Genomic DNA, 21,180 nt, shown 5'->3' on the forward strand with positions numbered 1-21,180 from the left:
GCAACACTTTTCTGTACAACATTTATAAAGTGTTGCCTTTTCAGGTTTTTACCAATGCTATAATAATGACTAAAAATAAACACTGATATTATTATTTTGTCTTGTCTACTTTAGTAAATTATTTCATTCAATACGATTATTATGAAATCATTAATTACTTATCAAAACTTTTATATATGTGAATGAATCTACTTATATTCGTCCTCGTATCTCCAGACAAAACCACCTGCATGCTTTTGAATACCTTTTGAAGCATCACGTATACTTTTTGAATTAATTCCTGTTTTTTTTACTGCATCTGAAATAGACTCAAAATGTTCTAATATATTCATTTCATCGTCCATTTTCAAGACTGGACGTGCATTTTTTCTAGTTTTTTTTCTTTTTAAAATCTCTATTTCACTAAAAAGGATGTTTTCAGCACTTTCATTTTCTTTTATTTTCTTTTGTTCGTTTCTTGATTTGATTAACATTTTCATCGCATTATTTCTACGTGTAATTAATCTACCTAAATTGCCCTCACGCTCTATTCCTTCATCTAAGATATCAATTTCATTTTCATAGTCTTTTAATCTATGAAAAGCCATTGCATATGACTCAAAAAGTGCGGGCGAACAATAGCCATTAGATCTAGCTAAATCATATAACAAAATTGATCGTTTTAAATTTCCTTCTTTTCTATATTTTTCCCCTTCTTCCCAGAATGGAAAACCCAAATCAAATCCTTTATGCCAATTAGTCAAATTTTGTATTTCTGAAACAGGAATTCGATTATTAACAGGATTAATTTTTATATCTTTTCTGTCAATAAGATCTTTCTCAATAATATTATTTTGTGAGTTATAAACTTTATTATTTATACTAACTAAAATATTTTTTACATCAGTGTTTGAAAGTACATTTTCCATAAGAGGACTTGCCTTATATTCATCAACATAGTTTTTATTATAATTTAAATACTCAGTTGCAGATCTTTTAGTATTTATATATTCTTCAAAAATATAACTAGAAATTTCTTTCACTTCAAGTGGAGAATTAAAGTATAGTCTAACAAAATCATGACCACCTTCTGATAAAGTACAAGACTCTAGAATAAAATTTTCAGAACCTTTCAAATCTCTAGGTACGATAATATACTTACCTTTTTTAGTAAATTTAAACCTTACAATCTTGTATAAATAGTACACATCAATATAACCACTACTATTTTTATAATATCCCACTAAATCAGTATCACCTTTTCTTTCAAAAATAATATTTTGTATAACTGCACAAACCTCAAGTTCCTCTGGAGAAATTTTGTTGTTTTTAGAAGAAAAACTTTTTCTTGATTTTTGGTTTTCAATAATAAAAAATAATTTTGTTAATATATTACCACAAATGATTGCATCACTTTTAGCTCTATGAGAATTTTTATTCTGTAGATTAAAATATTCAGCAACTGTATTTTGTTTATAATTCCTCAACCCTTTTACATTTTTTCTTGAAAGGGATAGAGTATCCAAATACTTAATTTCTCCATTATATCCAAGTCTACTTAGTGTATTACATAAAAATCCCATATCAAATTTAGCATTATGTGCACAAACCGGTGTTTTACCATTTAATGCATCACCCAAAAAATTTACTAATTCATAATATACTTGATTTTCAGATGGAGCATTCTTAATCATACGATTTGTAATGTTATTAATTCGAGTTACATCTGCTGAAATGTTAACTTTAGCATTTACTAATGATTCATATGAATCAACGACTTTACCATTTTCAAAAAGAACTGCACCTACTTCAACAATTCTATCTTGCTGTGAGTTTAAACCTGTCGTTTCTATATCAAAAGCAATAAATCTATTTTTTATAAAGTTTATATTATTGTCATTAATATCCATTTGTTGGGAATCTACAAAACCAAATGGATTAATATGAGAATTATTATTGAATTGAACAATATCACTAGTTGTCTTTTTATTAAACTTGCTAAATAATTTTTCAAAAAAACTCATTTTTTCCTCCGATAATATCTATATAAATATTTACGACAAATACTAACTATATGTAATTTTAATATATTAGTTTTCTAAATGACCAAATTTTATATTGATTTGGTATTTTTTAAGAGAGACTGATAATCTAGAAACAATTCCCAAAGAAAATATTAATAATTCGAAATAGTGTTTATTCATAATTTAGGAATTTCCTTCTGAAATCATCAAAATACCTTAATATATATAATTATAGTACTATTTTTAAAATATTGAATTTTTAAAAATAGTACTATAAGATAAAAAACTATCTAAAACAAAAATATTATTTTGTACTTGATATTAAACCTGTTAATATCTTTTTAAATAAATTTTCTATAACAAATAATCTAATAATGAATTATAATATATTTAGATTATTTAGGAGACTTAAGAAATGGTAAACCAATTAATAATTTTAGGAAATGGATTTGATAGAGCTTCGGATTTAAAGTCAGGATATATGGATTTTTTCAATTTTAGATTTAAAGATTCAGACAGTACTAGTAGTTTTTGGTATTATATTTTGAGATCATGTTATAATAAAAAATGGTCTAGCGATTTATGGAGTGATATTGAGAAATTAATTTCAGTACATCTAAAAAACATTATAACACTATATAATAACGAAACAATTTTAAGTGGCAAAGATATTGAGAGTATATATATCGAAACATTAAGCACTGATTACTCAAGAAATGATTACTCTACCAGTGAGGAGCTAACGCAAAAAGCACTCCATAATTTTTTGTGGAATCATAATGGTATACCTATTGTTCCAGAACTAGATAATTTATTATTACTAATTCAAAAAGATTTAAAAATAGTCGAAGATGAGTTTTGTTCTTATTTAACTAATCAAATAGAGATCCAGGAACAATCAAAAGATGATTATTTTAAAGATATAACTAATTTGGGAAATAATTACTTATTAAAATCTCGAATTATTTTTGAACTCTTGTATAAAAGTAATATTTCTAGTGCATTCACATGTAATTCTTTTGTTGCACTACATGATTTTCATAACGAAAATTGTTTCAATTCCTATGAAGGATTTCTTAGCTACATTTATGACTTAGAAAGTAATAATGAATTTAATGTTGAAACATCAATATTGAATTTTAATTATACATTACCTAGAATAGATAAATTACAACGTAATATTCATGGAACCCTGAATGATAAAAATATTATTTTTGGAATAGATTATGATTCTTTAATTGATATACAAAAAGATAAAAATGTTACCCTGCCTGTTGAATTTACCAAATCATACAGGATATTACAGAACGGAAATATATTTCAATATCCAATTCCCTCTGAATTAACTTTTATAAAATTTTATGGTCATGGTCTGGGTGAAGCAGACTATTCTTATTTTCAATCAATTTTTGACTCAATTAATCTTTATTCCAGTGACACTGTACTAATTTTCTATTGGAGTTGTTATAACGAGAATATTAGGGAACAAATTAAATCTCAACAAGTTCATGCAGTACATAAATTAATTGAAAAATATGGAGATACTTTTAATAATAAGAATCATGGCAGAAATTTATTCACAAAACTTCAATTAGAAAATCGTTTAATTATTCAAGAAATACTTTATAATGATATTCTAAATCCATATTAAACAAAACACCCCCACAAAATATTGTGGGGGTGTTTGTGGGGAAGATTCAATTGAATCTTTCCTTTTTTAATCGCCTTAACTTTAACGAAAAGACTTTAAAACTAGGCTTTCACCTTTAAACAACCAATAGATGATTATTTAAGAGTAACAGTTACACAATGCTTATAAACATTGATATAATCGGGTTTTTCTTGCTCTTATTTAGTTTAGTGGGGTTTTGGTGGGGTTTGATGATACTCCAAACTTATGTAATGCTTGGGATATCTCTCTTCCACCACTAGCTTTTTTGCTATCATACAAATGAGAATAGGTATTCAAGGTAGTTGCCTTATCAACTCGTCCAGAACGTTTAGAAACATACAGAACATCTTTTCCTAGTACGTTTATCAAAAAACTGTCGTGAGAATGTCGCAACCCTTTTCCAGTGATTACTTCTACTCCTGCTTTTTTAGCTTGGCGTTTTAGAATTCTACTTAATGTGCATTTATTGAGTGGTTTTCCGAATCTAGCCAATACATAACTGTCATCACCATTTTCCACTTGAATTGAACGCCATCTTAGAAGAACATTTAGAGTTTCATCATCTAACTCAATCCACCTTATACCAGCTGAAGTCTTAGTTGGATTTTTGCGAGTAAAGACTCCGTTTCCTTCATACTCAAGTGTACTTTGAACATGTAAGAGCTTTTTGTCGAAATCAATATCAGACCAAATTAAACTTAAACCCTCTGATACACGAAGACCCGTAAAGAAATAGAGCCATATGGCAGTAAATCTATGCCTTTCTTCATAATCCCGTAGGTCAAAGGTAGCGACTACTTTTTTTAAGTCTTCTAGAGTCCAAAACTTTGTATCTGGTCTTTTCCCTTTCGGATTATCAAGAGATTTGCAAGGGAATTCATCAATATATCCCAGCCTCTCTGCGTACCCAATACAATGCTTAAATCGAATCCATACACCTTTAGCATAATTTGGTGAATACTTTTCAATCAGATATATCCTGAATTTTTCGCACTCTCGAACATCAATTTCAGAAAGTCTTTTACTACCAAAGATTTCAACAAACATTTTGTGATGAGTTAGAGCAGTCCGATAAGTGACCGCTTGAACCGTTTGTTTGTAATAAGGTAGATACACTTCTTCCATGTATTGAGAAAAACTTAGATAATAACCATCATTGTTATCTTTCGTTTGGAATTCAACTCTCACTCTACAAAGTTCATCATATGCTTGCTTTTCGGAACGAAAAGGATTTCCAAATTGGTCTTTATAACTCTTTTTGCGTTGGCGTTTACCAGTTATATTATTAGCCTTGAACTCCGTTTGATAATATATTCTTCCTTGTTTATCACGTGATACACCACGATATTTTTTATTTGCCATTTTCAAGTTTCCTTTCTTTACTTAAAAGGTAACTCGAAGCCTAGCAAATCTTCTACAATATAGGTAGGTGCAAGGTCTAGTCTAGAATTTTCAAAGGGCGATTTCCTCAATTTTACCAAATTATTTTTAGAATTACTAGTTTCTTCAAACTTTGCTACTGCTATCGCTTTTGATTGTTTAATAATATTTCTTGCAGTATGTTCTGGAAAGCCAAGCTCCATTAATCTTTTATGATTTATTGTTCTTGTCAATCGTTACTTCCTCCTTGAATATCTTCTCGAATCCAGATATTTTGCAAAGAAATAGGTTTTATTCATTATCAAGGCAAGCAGTTGAGGATTTTCACTTCTCGCATATCTAACCAGATTATTAAACTCTGTGAAATTTTGTTCTTCGATAATGTCAATTACCAGAGATAAAAATTTATCATTGTTATTGCTGGTGAGAAATTTATCTAACTCAAATCCACAACCTGATTCAATGTCATTGATATCATAGAGTGTTTTATCTGGATTCTCCGCATGAATAAAGTAGTCATACATTCCTTTAGGTGACATGATAACTTCAACATGACTTGGTGTATTTAGGTGCTTCGTCAATAATTCAGAGACTTGTGAATAGCTTTTGAGAGATTCAAAGAAGAGAGCCCCATGTTTGTGAGCTTTTTTGAATTCCCCTGTTTCCTTGTTTACGTCTTTATCATGCCACGGACTTAAAACAAAGGGGATATGTAACTCTTCAAGCACCTCTAAATAGTTCTTAGGCACACTTTCCTGATAGAGCAGAAAAGCCCATTTATTCGAGCGTTTGTCTTTTGACATATACTTCCTTTCGTGATTATTGATTATTGGTGTAATGGGGGGGCGTAGTAACCCCATTACACATGTTAAAAACAGTTATAAGAAAGAGTGGTGCTTTTGGCTTTCACTTCGTGAGCCAAGCACCACTCTTTCCCTTACCGTTTAGTACCTGTAAACCAGAGCTTACTTTTCTCCCGATTTGGGGTAGAGAAATAATACTTGGGATTTCGGCTCGAAATTTCTTCCTTGATATGTTCTTCCATTTCTCGCAAGAGTTTTTGTGCCTGTTGCGTTTTAGGGACTTTTAGAAAGACAGAAACAGAATCCTTTCGGGCATCCACCGTGCACTTAGAAACAACCCGATTGAAACTTCTTAGGATAGGATTAAAGCGAGTGACCGTTTGATTTTCTATTGTCATAACAGGTTCAGAATGTTCTTCCTGTCTAAGAATTGTCTCAATCATAAGGTTTGATAAACAGACTTAAAATAGTTCCATATTGAGTCCTTCATAATTCGCTGACAGAGTTCAGTCAAGGTTAGAATAATGGCAATCAGAATAAACAAATATGCTATTGACTGAGTATACTGGTCTACCACTTGTAACTTAGTTTGAATATCTGCAAAGACTGATTGAGAGCTCAAGAAAGAACTTGTCTTGATTTGATTGCCTAGTACATGGAATCCATAACTGATTAAGAAGGCAATGAAACCAAAGAAAAGCAAATTCAGATTCAGGTTAAACGTTTTTTGGAAGAAACTTCTTTTCATTTTATAAAATACCTTTCTTAGTATAGTAGGTTGGACAAAGGAGTGGCAATACTTGATAAGGATGTTCGTTATCAAGTATTTGAATTAAGCCAGTTCCTTTTCCTATTGGAATGACAATACCTTCAGGGTCTAAGTCAGGAAAGAGGAACTGAGTCGTTTTTTTATTGATGTTGCCAATTTGAATCAAGACATTTAACTGTTCACGTACGGAAATCGGAATCGTGTTATGGTCAAATCGTTGTGATACCAGTAGTAAGTGAATTTTAGTAGCTCTACCAAGTAAAGCTATTTGAGAAAGTAGTGAGAAAAAGGATTCTTTGATAACTTTGTTCACTCCTTCTGAAAGTGCCAAAACTTCATCGATGACAATGGTTAGATGGTCAAATTCGTGGTCAGGATTTTCATAGAGAATTTCTTGGCGTTGTTGGATAAGCTCTAAGCACGAACTTAGATTCTCATTGATTTCCGATACAAAATCAGACTTAGAGCGATTCTTTTGAGGGTGAATCACTGCAATACCATTTTCTCTTGCCCATCTGCTTGGAGTATCATATTTAGGGTCAACGATAATCAGTTAAGAAATCCCTTTTAAGAGACTCAGAAAGTAGGTCAGAGCATAAGATTTACCTGATCCTGAATTTCCTGCAATGGCAATATGATTGACCTTGTTAAAATCAAGAGATAGATTTTTCATGATAGGAATCAGAGTTTCCTTTTGAGAGCTTGCGAAATCTTCCAAGTCAGAAATGATTAAGCGTTCAGATACGCCTTCTTTCCATGGGAAAAATAGCCCACGTTGAACATGAATATCTTCTGTATCAAGTGCCATGAAATAGGCAGAATTTTGTTTCAATAGTGTGTAACGAGGGAAGAGTGAAGCATTGGCGATTAGGAATATTTTTTGATAGAGTTCATCATCAATAATATATCCCGCTGGTAAGCGGGGAAGAAAGAGAAATCCTTCTTCCATAATTTTGCAGTCAAAACTATTGGTATAACTTGTTTCCCCTTGCATAAGAGCTCCAAGTCCCATATTGAGACTTTGAAGCAGATACTGTGACAATTCCTTCTTGGTCATTATTTGACCTCCTTGAGATTGTCTGCCTTGAAATAAACATTGAACCCAACCTCACAAGCTTGAAGATTCTCAAATTGCACCATTACCATATATGCTGGTAGTGTCACTTCATTTTCAAACTTCACCATAAAAGGCGGAAGCCCTTTTTGAGAGAACCAAGCCTTATAAGCGATAATCTCCCCAGTAGGCTGACCCTCTTCAAACCTAATTTGCGGTTCAAGTTCTACACTCAAGCAATGAATTGCCTGTTTAGAGTCGATGTACTCATTTGCAGTATTCGCTAAATAACCACCTTTACGATTTCTTGTCTTCATGTTTTATCCTCCATTAAAAACCCGTTCAGGAATCAGCAACTTCCTGAAAAGTGACTCAACAGATTTGCAACTCTCTTGAGCGTTGACTACCAAAGATTTGCTGTGCTTTGATGTCTTTAGTATATCGGAGAATACATTCTTCTAAATTCTTACTTTAGTTCTCAGTTTCTACTTCTTTTATGGACAAAATGAAAACGGACAAGTACTCCTGTAACTGTCCGTTTAATAATTTGGTTATAAAAATGAATCTAGTTCATCTGGTTTGATTAAGTTGATATATATGTTTTGATACATGACTAAATCATCTATTTGTTTTAAGTAAACTTCATTAACTCTTGTTTGAAATAATTTTGATACCTGACTATTGACTGTTAATAGTCCTGGAATTTCTCTTATACTAGCATGTAAAATATGACCATTATCAAATTGTTTTGGGGACTTTATAATAGAATCTAACAACTCTTTTACATTTATTTTAGTGGTTTGGTCAACTAATGGACGCCTTTCTTCAGTAACAAAATCAAATTCTTCAAAAAAATTTTCATCAGCAAATTTCTTTGCATCATCAGATGTTTCTAAGCTGTTATATCTTAATATCCATCTTAAATATTCTCTTAAAACTTTATTCTCTACTTCTTCAGATTCTATCTTTGAAATATCTATGGTATAGTTCGTTATTGGTAAGTAGTATTCCTCTAATGGAACATCTTCTAAATATGATAGTGGTAAATCTAAAACCAAAAAATTTTCAATCAAATTCCTAACCATAAATCCCATCTTAAAAATACTGTCAGACTCCAATTTTTTTAACGCCTCAGGGATTATGATTTTTACAAAATGCTTATGATACCAATTATTAAAGACATTGTTGATTTGATTAAAATTAAATACCTTGTCTTTTTCAAACATTTCTCCAACTACATGTTGATTAAATGAACTAACCACTCTACTTTTTATCAAACGCCAAACGATTTCATACATTGTCGTATAATCTATATCTTTATCTGATTCATCATCATCCTTCCTTCTAATATTATACCATCGCCCAAAATCCCCAAAAATATAGAATAGTTCTAAAAATGGCTCAATAATGCTTGAATCAATATTGTTTTGAATTTTGTTCCTATCAATCTTCAAGCCAATACGATTATCATCTGGTACTATTTGATAAAAAATTTGAGAAAATACATGGTAAAGAGTCAGTTCTAATAATAGAGCATCTCCAAAGATAAGATCTGATTTATCCATTCCAAAATAGCTAGAGTAATCCTCCAGTAAAGTATCGGTTACAAAATTTCCGCTTTTAGGATTTTTACCTTTTTCAATGTTGTAGATTGCAGTTCTTTGGCCATTTGAAATGATATCTGGTGGAATGCTTCCCCTCAAGTCCTTGAATTTTGCAGAAATCATTCCCCTCAAAATTTTCTCTAAGTCCAACATCATCTACACCTCAAACTCTCCATTTTCTATTTCCATCAAATAAAAAACTTTTCACTTAAATGTATTTGAAATGACACTAACTAATCTATCAATTCCATTCTCCACTCCCCAGCTTACACTAGCACTAAGAGCCATTGCAAGTATAGGGTGTTTTTCAAAAAAAGTTTGATGGTTATCAACTTTTCCGACTTCTTGTACCTCATTTAAAATTGTCACTAATTCTGTCTGTTCTTCTTCATCTAATGTTCTAGAGTACTCTCTGATATTCTCAAATACTCTCTCAATTTCTATCTCAGTATAGGTAATATTTAACGCATTATTTTGTCCACCAATCTGTGAGTTTATCAAATCTCCATTAACAGAAACATGAGTACTATTATCTTGATGATATTCGTTAAAGTTTAGTGCTGTTTTAGAGGAATCTAGTTGTGTTGGAAGGATAACAGGTTTTATCTTCTTATTAGCTCTCTTCACCATTTTATTCGTTTCTCTGACTAAATTTCTCTCAATATCTCTGAATTGACTTTGCAAACTTTTTGCCATTTACACCTACTTTCTATACTTCAAAATCTCTAACTGTTTGTTTTTCTTCTTCAGCCAAGTCAAACAAGTCCATGACAAGTTCATCAATTTCCAGATTAAGCTGATTGACTTTTTCAGTGTCAGGAGAATCTTTTTTCATCTCCTCCATCAGTTGCTCAACAACTTGTGCTATGTCTTCTTGCTGGGAATCAGTAGCATCTGGAATTGGAAAATCTCCTAGTTCATTAACTTTGAACTGTGGGAATAGGCGACGTTGGAATTTATCAAACTTCATGAAAAACCAAAGAGAGATTAAGCGAGAGTTCAAAATACCCAAAAGATAAAAAGGATTAACCAGAATATCTGTGATGACCATGGAGTTTAAGTCGTTAATAACATCACTATCAGTATAAACAGCTTCAACAGCATAAGTTGATTTACTTGGAATCTGACGAACTAAAATTCGTGGTTTTTCAAAAATTTCTTTATCTCTTGGTGCAGCTAAATTTTCACCATACTTGACATATTCACCATTCCAAGTCAGTTTATAGCGTGATACATTCTCGCCATCAAGATAGGGACGGTATGAATCATCTGACCTTTCTCTTGCATGATAAATTCGATTATTCTTATCTTGAGCGGTCATTTTAGGATTCCCTTTTCCAGTTTCATAGGCTTTGATTCCAGATTTTACAGTCGAAATTTCTGGTCGTCCTAGTATTGGAAAATGGTTTACTTTCCAGAAGATATCAATCGCCTGACGATACTTGACCATCGAGATTGAAAAGGTAGGGATTTCACCAAAGAAATCTGGCGCAACTCGTCCAACAGTGTTGAACTCGCCGTGATACAATTCTGCTACTTCAATCCAGTTTGGCGCATTCTTCTTGAAGAAAATGATACAGTTATCCACGCTAGCATCCGCAAAAATCTTATCCAGAGAATTAATCAGAACAACATCACTCGTCTGCTCCGTGATAAACTGACGAACTCTTGAATTGGTCTGAATGGTCAGAAAATTATTTGGAATGATATAAGAGAATGTCCCACCTTTACGTAAGAGTTGATAAGCCAATTCCATGAATATAGTATAGGTATTGGCTTGGTATTCACTTACTTGATAAGTCCTTGAATAGTAGGATTTCATCTCATCTGTAAAGGACTGATTACGAGCAAAGATATAAGGCGGATTCCCAATTACAAGGTCAAAGCCGATAAATTCGCCAGCTTCTCCCAAGATCTCAGGAAATTCCATTCGCCATTCCATACCTTTAGCGAATAATGGATTTTTCAGTCTGTATTCCAATTCCTTTTCAGCTTTTGCTAGTTGCTTATTTAATTCCGCTACTTCTTTAGAATTTTTATTTTCATCCTCAAATAAGCTAATGGCACCAGCCTTATTTCGTTCAGATATAAGCCGAGATAATTTCTTTAATTCAGGGCTTGAAGCTGTGTCATCAAAGGAATGTTTGAGCCTTTCGATTTTCTCCCAGATTTCTGCTTTAACTCGTTTATTATTCGTCTCCTTATAGTCTTTAACTAGAGATAGATAGTCCTTGAAATCTGTTTTTCTCATATCAAATTCATAGTCAAATTCAAACTTATGTAAGAGACTATCGCCTACTTTAATATTGATATCAATATTTGGCAAAGTCGTCAAAACAGGTTGGTTGGTATCAGTATCCTGGTAGTAATAAGAAGATTTTAAGAGTTCAATCCAAAGACGCAAACGGCAAATATTGACCGAGCTTGGGTTAATATCCACTGCAAAGAGCGAATTTTCCAGAATATGCCTTTTCTGGTTGAAAATTGCCTTTTGAATTTGTTCTGACTGCTGATTACCTGTCTGATACAAAAAATTATTTCCAGACATATCTTGAATGACTAGCTCATCATTGATAACATAACATTGAATCAGGTTTCCAATATAGTTGCCATCAGCGTCAAACAAAATATTTAAATCACTTTTAAGAGCAATAATTTCATTCAGGATTGAAACAAGGAAGTGACCGGATCCAACCGCTGGGTCACAAACCTTAAGATCATCAATTGCTTGGCTGACTTTACGAGCATTTTCAACACTATGTCCAATCGCAAACTTAATCTCTTCAACAGTTTCACAATTCCAACCAAGCAATTCATTAACTTTGTCCACTGCTGCTGTACGAATCGCTTTACGTGACATATACATTGTAATGTTACCTGGCGTATAAAAAGAGCCATCACGGTAGCCGTTGATTTTCTCAAAAATTAATCCCAGAACTGACGCATTGATAAGGTCATTCTTAGATTTTTCATGGTGGCTGATGGAGGTCGAGAAGTCATAAGAATCCAAAAACTCAAAGAGATATTCAATAAAATTGATGTTCCCTTTTTTACGTTTTTTATCTACGCCTTTAAGGGCTGTTTTGGAGAAAATTTCAATATCTCCCTCTGGTAATCTATCAATACCAATCCCATCTCTAGAAATTTCTATTTCTGTTTCTTCAAACAGTGATGAGTTCAGATAAGGGACATAACCGAACTTTTCTTGCACTCGATCATTTCTTTCCGATACTTTCTTAGCAAGTACAGCAAAGAATAGACCGTAAATTTCTTCAAAATTAGGGAGTTTTTCATACGTCAAGAACCTATAAGATTCATCTTTGTTAAAGAGTACAAGCTGAGATTCTAACAGTTTCAAAAATAGAATTCTATTTGTCCAGACAACTGTTAGTTGAATAGCAATATCTTCCTGCTTTTCTTTTGAAACATCTTTCATCTCCAATTTATTAATGATATTCTCAACAAAAGAATATCGCTGACGTTTGATGGGTTTTAAGCGTGAAATAATTTTTGAAGTCCCTGACTTCGTTTCTTCCAGCCCCATCAAATAAAGCAATTCATCATAGAAATTCTTATTGAGTTTGTTTGAATCAGTAAAAATCTCTTTATTGAGGAGATTCTCTGCTGTGAAGAATCGATAAAGCTGAGTCAGATTATTTTTCTTGATTTCAATAGACTTACTGGTCTTAACTAGAGCTTGACTAAGATCAAAGTGAGCAATAACGATTCCCTTTTCAAATGCTTTGTCAATTTCTGGTGCAATAACCTCACTATAAAGGAAATCTGTTTTATTGCTAGAAAGTTGATTATTTCTGAACTTTGTCACGAGGTCAACTAGCTTTTTATTTTTGAAAAAATGCTTTTCAAATTCTTTAGCCTCTATTACAAACCAAGATAGACCGTTTGTGATAATACACTTTTTGATTTCTAAATTTTTATTAAATAGGCGTTCTTGTAGGTAATAATAGACAATTTCTTGAAATGCTTTAGAATTAATTTTTTCCGTTGACATCATTTCAGATTTATTGAAAAGACTCTTGCATTCAAAAAGAATACCTAGTGACGAATTGGCATCTTTACCATTATAGATAGCAAGGTCAATCCTACTAGAAGTATTTATAAAATTGTAAGGTAATACACTTTCTAAAAATACCTTGAGAAGATTTTTCTGGTATTCCTCTGACTCATCCTCTTTGTCTTTTAAATGAGTCAAATAACTAACCAATTTTTGATTAAATACCTCTTTTTCTTCATCAAGTGGCATAATTGCTTGAACAGAGCGATTCATACTCTCTTTTAATGTAATTCCCTTTATTGCCATGAAATAGACTCCTAAACAGATTTATCTAAGAACTGATAGTATTAGTCTATTGTGTAAGCAATAGACTAAGGGTACCCTTAGCGATATATATACATATTATATCATAAATAAAACCCCACCAAGATTTAATCTTGGTGGGGTTTTGGTGGGGAATGATAACATTCTCCCGATTTTTTATCGCTCTAAGCAATTCTAAAACCTTGATTTACTAGGCTTCCGCAATCAAATTGCGATACTCTATTATTTAAGAGTAACTGAAGCACCTGCAGCTTCAAGTTTTTCTTTGATTTCGTTAGCTTCTGCTTCTGAAGCACCTTCTTTAATAACTGATGGTGCGTTGTCAACAATAGCTTTAGCTTCTTTAAGACCTTCGCCTGTGATTTCACGAACAACTTTGATAACGCCAACTTTTTTGTCTCCAGCAGCTGTTAATTCAACGTCAAATGAGTCTTTAGCAGCAGCAGCTTCACCACTAGCAGCGGCAGCAGCTACAGGAGCAGCAGCAGTTACACCAAATTCTTCTTCGATAGCTTTTACAAGATCGTTAAGTTCAAGAATTGTAGCTTCTTTAATTTCAGCAATAATATTTTCAATGTTTAATGCCATTGTTATTTCCTCCAAAAATATGTTTTAATATAAAATTATGTAGCTAGGCTACTTGAAGAGTGCTTATGCCACTTCTTCGTCTTTTTCTGCAACTGCTTTGACAGCATATGCAACGTTGCGTACTGGCGCTTGAAGTACTGAAAGGAGCATTGAAAGCATACCTTCTTTGTTTGGTAATTTAGCAAGAGCGTTAATTTCTTCAACTGAAGTGAATTTACCGTCTACTGAACCACCTTTGATTTCAAGAGCTTCTGCATCTTTAGCGAAATCGCTAATAACTTTAGCTGGTGCAATAACATCTTCGTTAGAAAACGCAACTGCTGATGGACCAACAAAAAGTTCTTTAAGGTCTTCAAGACCTGCTTTTTCAGCTGCACGAATTAAAATTGAGTTTTTGATAACTTTAAACTCAACATCGCTTTCACGAAGTGAACGACGTAAATTAGTATCTTGCTCAACAGTAAGACCACGTGAATCAACAACAACGATACTTGCTGCTGCTTTCATTTTCTCAGCAATAAGTTCAACTTGTTCAGCTTTTTTTGACAATAATTGCTTCACTCATTAGTTTTACCTCCGTTTTTATTTTTTGGGATAGGCACAAAAAAATCGCACCTAAACCTAGACACGAAAGTACAATACGTTATTTTATAATGACGTTTTGTGCCTCGGTAGGAATATTATGAGCACTGCTCCCCTACTGTCTTAGGTCAGTTTCATCAGAAACTTTAAATAGTATAACTTATAATTCTAGCATTGTCAATAATTTTTATTATTTTTCTGAAATAATTTTATAGTACCAAAAAATACTAAAATAGTTATCTTTTATATCAAAAAATTAATATTTTAGTATTTATTTATTGACCTTCGCTGACCAAAGGTGTATTATAGTACCAGAAAGATAATTAAATATTTAAATTAGACCTCTCTATATGTATTAAAGTATAGGAATCAATAATTAACTTTCAAAAATTAAAATCAATTGAGGTATTTAATATATGGCAAATAATAATTTTTATAATCGTGACCCTTTTGGAAATATGGATGATATTTTTAATTCTCTAATGGGAAATATGGGGGGCTATAATAGTGAGAATAAACGATACTTAATCAATGGACGGGAAGTTACTCCTGAAGAATTCAGTCAATATCGTCAAACTGGAAAACTCCCCGGTCAAGAGCTAAATAACCAAAATACTCCTACAAACCAAGTCTCTGCAGATAGTGTTTTGACTAAATTAGGAACTAATTTAACCGATCAAGCACGTCAGCATTTGCTAGATCCAGTTATTGGACGAAACAAAGAAATTCAGGAAACTGCAGAAATTCTAGCTCGTCGTACTAAAAATAATCCTGTTCTAGTTGGTGATGCAGGTGTTGGTAAAACAGCTGTTATTGAAGGTTTGGCACAAGCAATTATAAATGGTGATGTCCCTGCTGCTATCAAAAATAAAGAAATCATTTCGATAGATATCTCTAGCCTTGAAGCTGGCACCCAATATAGGGGTAGTTTTGAAGAAAATATTCAAAATATCATAAAAGAAGTTAAGGAAACAGGAAATATTATTCTCTTCTTTGATGAAATACACCAAATATTAGGAGCCGGTTCAACTGGTGGTGATAGTGGCTCTAAGGGGCTCGCAGATATACTTAAGCCTGCACTTTCACGTGGTGAATTAACGGTTATAGGTGCAACTACTCAAGATGAATATCGTAACACCATTCTCAAGAATGCTGCCTTAGCACGCCGCTTTAACGAAGTTAAAGTCAATGCACCTTCTGCACAAGATACTTTCAATATCCTTATGGGGATAAGAAACCTCTATGAGCAACATCATAATGTTGTTTTACCTGACTCTGTTTTGAAAGCAGCTGTAGATTTATCTATTCAATACATACCACAAAGAAGTCTCCCTGATAAAGCAATTGACCTTATTGATATGACTGCTGCACACCTAGCTGCGCAACATCCCGTAACTGACCTTAAATCCTTAGAAAAAGAAATCGCTGCGCAAAGAGACAAGCAAGAAAAAGCTGTCAATACTGAAGATTTTGAAGAAGCTCTTAAGGTCAAGACACGCATTGAAGAGTTACAAAACCAGATTGATAATCATACCGAAGGACAAAAAGTCACTGCAACTATCAATGATATCGCTATGTCAATTGAGCGTCTAACTGGAGTTCCTGTATCAAATATGGGTGCTAGTGATATTGAACGCTTAAAAGAACTTGGCAATCGTCTAAAAGGTAAAGTCATTGGTCAAAATGATGCTGTTGAGGCAGTTGCAAGAGCTATTCGCCGAAATCGTGCTGGTTTCGATGATGGTAATCGTCCGATTGGTAGCTTTCTATTTGTTGGACCAACTGGAGTTGGTAAAACTGAGCTAGCAAAGCAATTAGCTTTTGATATGTTCGGATCAAAGGATGCTATCGTTAGACTTGATATGTCTGAATATAATGATCGTACTGCAGTTTCTAAGCTAATTGGAGCGACTGCTGGTTACGTTGGTTATGACGACAATAGTAATACACTAACAGAACGTATCCGTCGAAATCCTTATTCTATTGTTCTTCTTGATGAAATCGAAAAAGCTGACCCGCAAGTTATCACGCTTCTCCTTCAAGTTCTAGATGATGGTCGTTTAACTGATGGTCAAGGAAACACTATTAACTTTAAAAATACTGTTATCATTGCAACCTCAAATGCAGGTTTTGGAAACGAAGCATTTACAGGTGACAGCGATAAAGACTTGAAAATTATGGAACGAATTTCTCCATATTTCCGTCCAGAATTTCTAAATCGTTTCAATGGTGTTATTGAATTCTCTCACCTAAGCAAAGATGACTTAAACGAAATTGTAGATTTGATGCTTGATGAAGTTAACCAAACAATTGGCAAAAAAGGAATTGACCTTGTGGTAGATGAAAATGTTAAATCACACTTAATTGACCTGGGTTATGACGAAGCAATGGGAGTACGTCCATTGCGCCGTGTCATCGAGCAAGAAATTCGAGATCGCATCACAGACTACTATCTCGATCATACAGATGTTAAACACCTAAAAGCTAATTTGCAAGATGGCCAAATCGTCATTTCTGAAAGATAAAAACAAAACCCGTTTGGAAGAATCCAAGCGGGTTTTCTAGTGGATTGAAAAAGGGAATCAGAACTTATCAAAATCTTCTTTAATTCACTTTACTTATGTCAAATGTTCTGAGAGGTCAGCAATATCAGCTGGTCTAGTTCGGCAACAACCTCCGACAACTTGGGCGCCAAGTTTTTGCCAGTCACTTGTATTTTCAAGTAGGGTGTGTGAATGATCTCGGCTAGATTGCCAAGATTGGCTTGCCCCATCATAAATCTCTCCAGAGTTTGGATAGGTCACAAGAGGCTTGTCCGTCTGCTCTGCTATTGCTTGCAAGAAATCAGCAACTAACGATGGACTTGAACAGTTAATGCCCAGCGCCACGACCTGTGGGCTAACATCAATAGCTTTCGCCAAGCCTGCAACAGCACTACCATCTGAGATGGTCTTACCATCTTGAGAGGTGAATGACATATAAGCCTCAACCTGAGGGAAATCCTCGACAAGTAGCTCAATAAGAGCCTCAGCCTCCTGAGCATTTGGAATGGTTTCAAGTGCCAGAAGGTCAACACCCTCATCTAAAAGAAGCTCAATACGATGGCGATGGAAATTTTTGAGACCTTCCTTATAAATATCGTAGAGCCCTGTGTACTCAGAACCGTCCGCCAAAAAGGCAGCGTAGGGACCAACATCCCCAGAAATCAAAGGATAGATTCTTTCTGATTTTTCTTCTTTTGTCAAACTTTTCCAAACTTGCTCACGCACAGCTTTTGCCAACTGAACAGTCAAGCGAATCAAGTCTTCTGCCTGACTTTCAGAGACACCAACTTGAGCTAGCCCTTGTAAAGTCGCCTGATAAGTTGATGTCGTCACAATATCAGCGCCAGCACGAATATAATCTTCATGAATGGTCTGAATAGCTGCTGGATCCTCAATCAGATATTTGTCTGACCAAAGTTTACCAGAAACATCACAACCTCTACTCTCAAGCTCGGTCCCCAAGGCACCGTGTAGGATGAGAGCTTTTTTACTCTCTAAAAGTTCTTTAAATCTTCCCATAAGATCACCATGTCTTGTAACGTAGTTTGTGATAAATATAACATAAAATAATAAATGGAACACCGAAGTAAAGCCCAGCACGTTGTGAGCTATCCCAAGCAATCCCCACAATCGAAATCAAAAGCAAAACGATTGTGATATAAGGGAGAACTGGTGTAAAGGGTGTTTTGTAAGACAAATCTTCTAGTCGATTCTCTTTCAAGAATTCCTTGCGGAAATTGATTTGTGCGACCGGAATGGCTAGCCATACGACAACAACAGCAAAGCCCGCGATTGAAACCAAGGCTAGATAAACTGTGTCTGCAGCGTAAATACTTGAAAAGAGCGACAGCACTGCTCCTGCCATTGACAAGAGAAGAGCACGCATTGGGACACCGTGTTTATTGATTTTCACGACAGATTTTGACAACATACCTTCATTGGCAAGGGACCAGAGCATACGGCTTGATGCGTAGAGACCTGAGTTACCAGCAGACAGGATGGCTGTCAAGATAACAAAGTTCATGATATCCGCCGCAAAAGGGACTCCCATCTTGTCAAAGACATCAACGAATGGTGCTGTGGATACGCCTGCCTCTTTCATTGGCAATAGCGAAGCTAGGACAACAATTGTCAGTACAAAGAAAACAACCAAGCGACCGATTGTCGTTTTAATAGCCCTTGGCACAGCTTCTTTTGGATTATCCGTTTCACCTGCCGCAATACCAATCAACTCAGTACCAGAGAAGGCATAGTTAACAGCCAACATGACTGAGACAACTGCAACGATACCATTTGGAAAGTCACCATTGGCAGTCAGATGAGTGAAAAGAATAGCTTTGTGCTGACCTTCAAAGGAAACTAGACCAAACATAGCACCTAAGCCCAAGATAATAAAGATAATGATAGCAATAACCTTAATACTTGAGAAGAAAGACTCTGCTTCTGCAAAAAAGCGCACACTGAGAGCATTTAAGCCAAAAATCACAAGGGCAAAGAAAGAAGCAAATGCCCAAGCCGGCACATCTGGGAACCAGCGCTGCATGAGCATGGCAGCACCTAAAAATTCAGTTCCCAAGGCGACCGTCCAACAAATCCAATATAGCCAGGCAACAGTAAAACCTGTGCCAGGACTGATAAACTTAGTGGCATAAGTGTGGAATGACCCCGTCACCGGCATGGCAACTGCCAATTCACCAAGTGATAGCATGACCAAATAAACCACAACGGCACCAATCAAATAAGACAGCACAGCTCCAAGCGGACCAGCCTGTGCAATGGTATAACCTGAACTCAAGAAAAGCCCAGTCCCGATAACACCACCTAGAGATAACATAAAGAGATGACGACTGGTCATCTTACGCTGGAATTTACCTTCATCTTCATAACGATGATTTTCCATAACAACCTCCAAGAAACTAATACTTTTATCCTACCACAATCTAGTCGTATTGGGGAATAGGTATTAGCTATCATATATGATAAAGAAAAACTATTACAAAAAATCAGCGAATCATAAATAGCGGTAACCTTATTTTTTTATCCTTACAAAATTAATGACCTTATGAAAACGGTCCATTTGCCAAGGACTAATAATATAATTGGTCTTCTTATCCTTCAATAGCTGTACAGGTGCAATAATACTAGTTAGTACACAGACAATCAACATGATAAAACCACCTAGCCAATCTCCCCAAGTGAGCATTCCTTCTGCACTAGCTTGATAGATGTATGCGCAAGCTATTGGTACTAGGAGAAATACTGTCGTTGCTAGACCAGGATTATACCAAGTTTTAAGTTTAATATTCATCTGAAAACCATGACCCAAGAGCTGCGTTAGACTAAAGAACATGACTCCTAATCCAAGCCAATAAGCTTGAGGAAAAGCAATACTAGCAATGTAAAGCAACCAAGCAATAGTATTAACCAACATAATAGACTGAGTATTGCCTGGAAAACGATCCATCAGCTCTTCTTCATCATAAACAACATAGTTAATGATAGGTGATGCCCCACCGGGAAACTGATATTCTTCAAATTGATGCGCTAGAAGTGCCATAAAGTTAAAATACAATAGATAGTGAAGCATTGACCAGTCAGGTCTAAAAACAAGCAATATTACTGCTAAAATAATAAATAAAATTGCTCCAAAACGATACCAGTAATTTCTAAAATATGACATGATAATACCTCCTATTTAAACTGTGTTTCACGAAAATGTGTTAAAAATGGTTTTGAGCGTGAAAGATCAACATCACTAAATGCGTAATTTGAATGTCGACCTAAACGCTTATAGATTGGGGAACGAAAGGCTATAAAGTAGTTAAGAACAATCCATATCAGCCTAAAAACCAATCAAGTCCAGAATACAACTTCCAATCATGAGCTAAATAATAGACAGAAACAGGGACAAGACCTACTAAGGTCGTAAGAAGTCCTGGATTATACCACTTCTTCAAGGAAAGATTAAAAAAGAAAAGATGCATGGCAAGTTCTGCAAATGCAAAAATCATGACTGCAAGTGTTAAAAATGGTATATTGGGACAAAAAATCGGCAAAAGATAAACAATCACTGCAAACCACTGATTCCCGAAAAAGGCTGATAGATGGTTTAAGTCCCACTTACTAGTATCAGTTTCAACCGATTTAAGTTCAACTAGCATAGCGATAAGCGGAAAACCTCCAGGGAAACCAAATTCTTCGAAAAAGTGTAATTAAATAAAAAGTCCCGATATAAGTAGTGACTGCACTCGTAAATCCCAATTTCCAAAAAATAATGCTAAGGCAAAAAGAGAGGCAAGATAGGGACAAAAGAGGTACCATTTTGTTATCAATGTTTTCATA

15 protein-coding genes, 3 pseudogenes and 1 other annotated feature are annotated in these 21,180 nt (G+C 34.3%); of the genes and pseudogenes, 2 read left to right on the plus strand and 16 right to left on the minus strand.

Annotated elements, in window-relative coordinates:
* Positions 1-188: 188 nt before the first annotated feature.
* Positions 189-2,003: an exonuclease domain-containing protein gene (locus HMPREF2818_RS01700; protein WP_000007459.1), complete on the minus strand. Its 1,815-nt coding sequence runs from the start codon at positions 2,001-2,003 to the stop codon at positions 189-191.
* 415 nt (positions 2,004-2,418) lie between these two features.
* On the opposite strand from HMPREF2818_RS01700, the gene HMPREF2818_RS01705 reads away from it, so the two are divergent.
* The gene (locus HMPREF2818_RS01705; protein WP_000248019.1) at positions 2,419-3,654 is read left to right on the plus strand and encodes an AbiH family protein; all 1,236 of its coding nucleotides are present in this window, start codon (positions 2,419-2,421) and stop codon (positions 3,652-3,654) included.
* Between the two features lie 201 nt (positions 3,655-3,855).
* Here the strand turns inward: HMPREF2818_RS01705 and HMPREF2818_RS01710 are convergent, their stop codons facing one another.
* From HMPREF2818_RS01710 to rplJ, 11 genes and pseudogenes are all read right to left on the minus strand, one after another.
* Positions 3,856-5,037: a tyrosine-type recombinase/integrase gene (locus HMPREF2818_RS01710; protein ID WP_001284550.1), complete on the minus strand. Its 1,182-nt coding sequence runs from the start codon at positions 5,035-5,037 to the stop codon at positions 3,856-3,858.
* 17 nt (positions 5,038-5,054) lie between these two features.
* Complete coding sequence (locus HMPREF2818_RS01715; protein WP_000198708.1) at positions 5,055-5,288, minus strand: DUF3173 family protein; 234 nt, start codon at positions 5,286-5,288, stop codon at positions 5,055-5,057.
* A gap of 3 nt (positions 5,289-5,291) precedes the next feature.
* Positions 5,292-5,858, minus strand: a complete 567-nt coding sequence (locus HMPREF2818_RS01720; RefSeq protein WP_000031192.1) for a replication protein — start codon at positions 5,856-5,858, stop codon at positions 5,292-5,294.
* A 134-nt stretch (positions 5,859-5,992) separates the two neighbouring features.
* Positions 5,993-6,606: pseudogene (locus HMPREF2818_RS10270) on the minus strand (hypothetical protein).
* A gap of 1 nt (position 6,607) precedes the next feature.
* A pseudogene (locus tag HMPREF2818_RS10420) lies at positions 6,608-7,684 on the minus strand (ATP-binding cassette domain-containing protein).
* Positions 7,684-7,998, minus strand: a complete 315-nt coding sequence (locus tag HMPREF2818_RS01745; RefSeq protein ID WP_000857661.1) for a hypothetical protein — start codon at positions 7,996-7,998, stop codon at positions 7,684-7,686. The pseudogene HMPREF2818_RS10420 and the gene HMPREF2818_RS01745 overlap by 1 nt, the downstream one beginning before the upstream one ends.
* A 234-nt stretch (positions 7,999-8,232) precedes the next feature.
* Positions 8,233-9,438 (minus strand): hypothetical protein, encoded by a 1,206-nt coding sequence (locus HMPREF2818_RS01750; protein WP_000884910.1) that lies wholly within the window; start codon positions 9,436-9,438, stop codon positions 8,233-8,235.
* A 51-nt stretch (positions 9,439-9,489) separates the two neighbouring features.
* Entirely contained in the window at positions 9,490-9,981 is a 492-nt protein-coding gene (locus tag HMPREF2818_RS01755; protein ID WP_001129984.1) for a hypothetical protein, read from the minus strand.
* A gap of 13 nt (positions 9,982-9,994) precedes the next feature.
* Positions 9,995-13,606 (minus strand): type IIG restriction enzyme/methyltransferase, encoded by a 3,612-nt coding sequence (locus HMPREF2818_RS01760; RefSeq protein WP_000974944.1) that lies wholly within the window; start codon positions 13,604-13,606, stop codon positions 9,995-9,997.
* Between the two features lie 240 nt (positions 13,607-13,846).
* Positions 13,847-14,212 carry a 50S ribosomal protein L7/L12 gene (gene rplL / locus HMPREF2818_RS01765; RefSeq protein WP_001196976.1) on the minus strand — a complete coding sequence of 122 codons (366 nt, stop codon included), beginning with the start codon at positions 14,210-14,212 and terminating at the stop codon, positions 13,847-13,849.
* 63 nt (positions 14,213-14,275) lie between these two features.
* Positions 14,276-14,777: pseudogene (gene rplJ, locus HMPREF2818_RS01770) on the minus strand (50S ribosomal protein L10).
* A gap of 29 nt (positions 14,778-14,806) precedes the next feature.
* Positions 14,807-14,940 (minus strand) — a sequence feature (ribosomal protein L10 leader region).
* 270 nt (positions 14,941-15,210) lie between these two features.
* Here rplJ and HMPREF2818_RS01775 point away from each other — a divergent pair.
* Positions 15,211-17,319 carry an AAA family ATPase gene (locus HMPREF2818_RS01775; RefSeq protein WP_000002804.1) on the plus strand — a complete coding sequence of 703 codons (2,109 nt, stop codon included), beginning with the start codon at positions 15,211-15,213 and terminating at the stop codon, positions 17,317-17,319.
* Positions 17,320-17,412: 93 nt separating this feature from the next.
* On the opposite strand, the gene mmuM is transcribed toward HMPREF2818_RS01775, so the two are convergent.
* The 4 genes from mmuM to HMPREF2818_RS10275 all read right to left on the minus strand — a co-directional run bounded on the left by mmuM (position 17,413) and on the right by HMPREF2818_RS10275 (position 20,999).
* On the minus strand, positions 17,413-18,357 hold the full coding sequence (gene mmuM / locus HMPREF2818_RS01780; protein ID WP_000532330.1) for a homocysteine S-methyltransferase: 945 nt from the start codon (positions 18,355-18,357) through the stop codon (positions 17,413-17,415).
* A 4-nt stretch (positions 18,358-18,361) separates the two neighbouring features.
* Positions 18,362-19,738 carry an amino acid permease gene (locus HMPREF2818_RS01785; protein WP_000427477.1) on the minus strand — a complete coding sequence of 459 codons (1,377 nt, stop codon included), beginning with the start codon at positions 19,736-19,738 and terminating at the stop codon, positions 18,362-18,364.
* Positions 19,739-19,867: 129 nt separating this feature from the next.
* On the minus strand, positions 19,868-20,518 hold the full coding sequence (locus HMPREF2818_RS01790) for an HXXEE domain-containing protein (protein ID WP_000120090.1): 651 nt from the start codon (positions 20,516-20,518) through the stop codon (positions 19,868-19,870).
* Positions 20,519-20,675: 157 nt separating this feature from the next.
* Positions 20,676-20,999 (minus strand): HXXEE domain-containing protein, encoded by a 324-nt coding sequence (locus HMPREF2818_RS10275; RefSeq protein ID WP_001867206.1) that lies wholly within the window; start codon positions 20,997-20,999, stop codon positions 20,676-20,678.
* Between the last annotated feature and the right edge of the window lie 181 nt (positions 21,000-21,180).

This window comes from Streptococcus sp. HMSC076H09 (genome assembly GCF_001811765.1).
GTDB classification, from domain to species: Bacteria; Bacillota; Bacilli; order Lactobacillales; family Streptococcaceae; genus Streptococcus; species Streptococcus agalactiae.

Bases quoted from the DNA above. Each gene is read 5' to 3' on its own strand.
- HMPREF2818_RS01755 (WP_001129984.1), bottom strand. From the start codon at position 9,981: ATGGCAAAAAGTTTGCAAAGTCAATTCAGAGATATTGAGAGAAATTTA.
- HMPREF2818_RS01700 (WP_000007459.1), bottom strand. From the start codon at position 2,003: ATGAGTTTTTTTGAAAAATTATTTAGCAAGTTTAATAAAAAGACAACT.
- HMPREF2818_RS01705 (WP_000248019.1), top strand. From the start codon at position 2,419: ATGGTAAACCAATTAATAATTTTAGGAAATGGATTTGATAGAGCTTCG.
- HMPREF2818_RS01710 (WP_001284550.1), bottom strand. From the start codon at position 5,037: ATGGCAAATAAAAAATATCGTGGTGTATCACGTGATAAACAAGGAAGA.
- HMPREF2818_RS01750 (WP_000884910.1), bottom strand. From the start codon at position 9,438: ATGTTGGACTTAGAGAAAATTTTGAGGGGAATGATTTCTGCAAAATTC.
- HMPREF2818_RS01775 (WP_000002804.1), top strand. From the start codon at position 15,211: ATGGCAAATAATAATTTTTATAATCGTGACCCTTTTGGAAATATGGAT.
- HMPREF2818_RS01745 (WP_000857661.1), bottom strand. From the start codon at position 7,998: ATGAAGACAAGAAATCGTAAAGGTGGTTATTTAGCGAATACTGCAAAT.
- HMPREF2818_RS01720 (WP_000031192.1), bottom strand. From the start codon at position 5,858: ATGTCAAAAGACAAACGCTCGAATAAATGGGCTTTTCTGCTCTATCAG.
- mmuM (WP_000532330.1), bottom strand. From the start codon at position 18,357: ATGGGAAGATTTAAAGAACTTTTAGAGAGTAAAAAAGCTCTCATCCTA.
- rplL (WP_001196976.1), bottom strand. From the start codon at position 14,212: ATGGCATTAAACATTGAAAATATTATTGCTGAAATTAAAGAAGCTACA.
- HMPREF2818_RS01790 (WP_000120090.1), bottom strand. From the start codon at position 20,518: ATGTCATATTTTAGAAATTACTGGTATCGTTTTGGAGCAATTTTATTT.
- HMPREF2818_RS01760 (WP_000974944.1), bottom strand. From the start codon at position 13,606: ATGGCAATAAAGGGAATTACATTAAAAGAGAGTATGAATCGCTCTGTT.
- HMPREF2818_RS01785 (WP_000427477.1), bottom strand. From the start codon at position 19,738: ATGGAAAATCATCGTTATGAAGATGAAGGTAAATTCCAGCGTAAGATG.
- HMPREF2818_RS10275 (WP_001867206.1), bottom strand. From the start codon at position 20,999: ATGCTAGTTGAACTTAAATCGGTTGAAACTGATACTAGTAAGTGGGAC.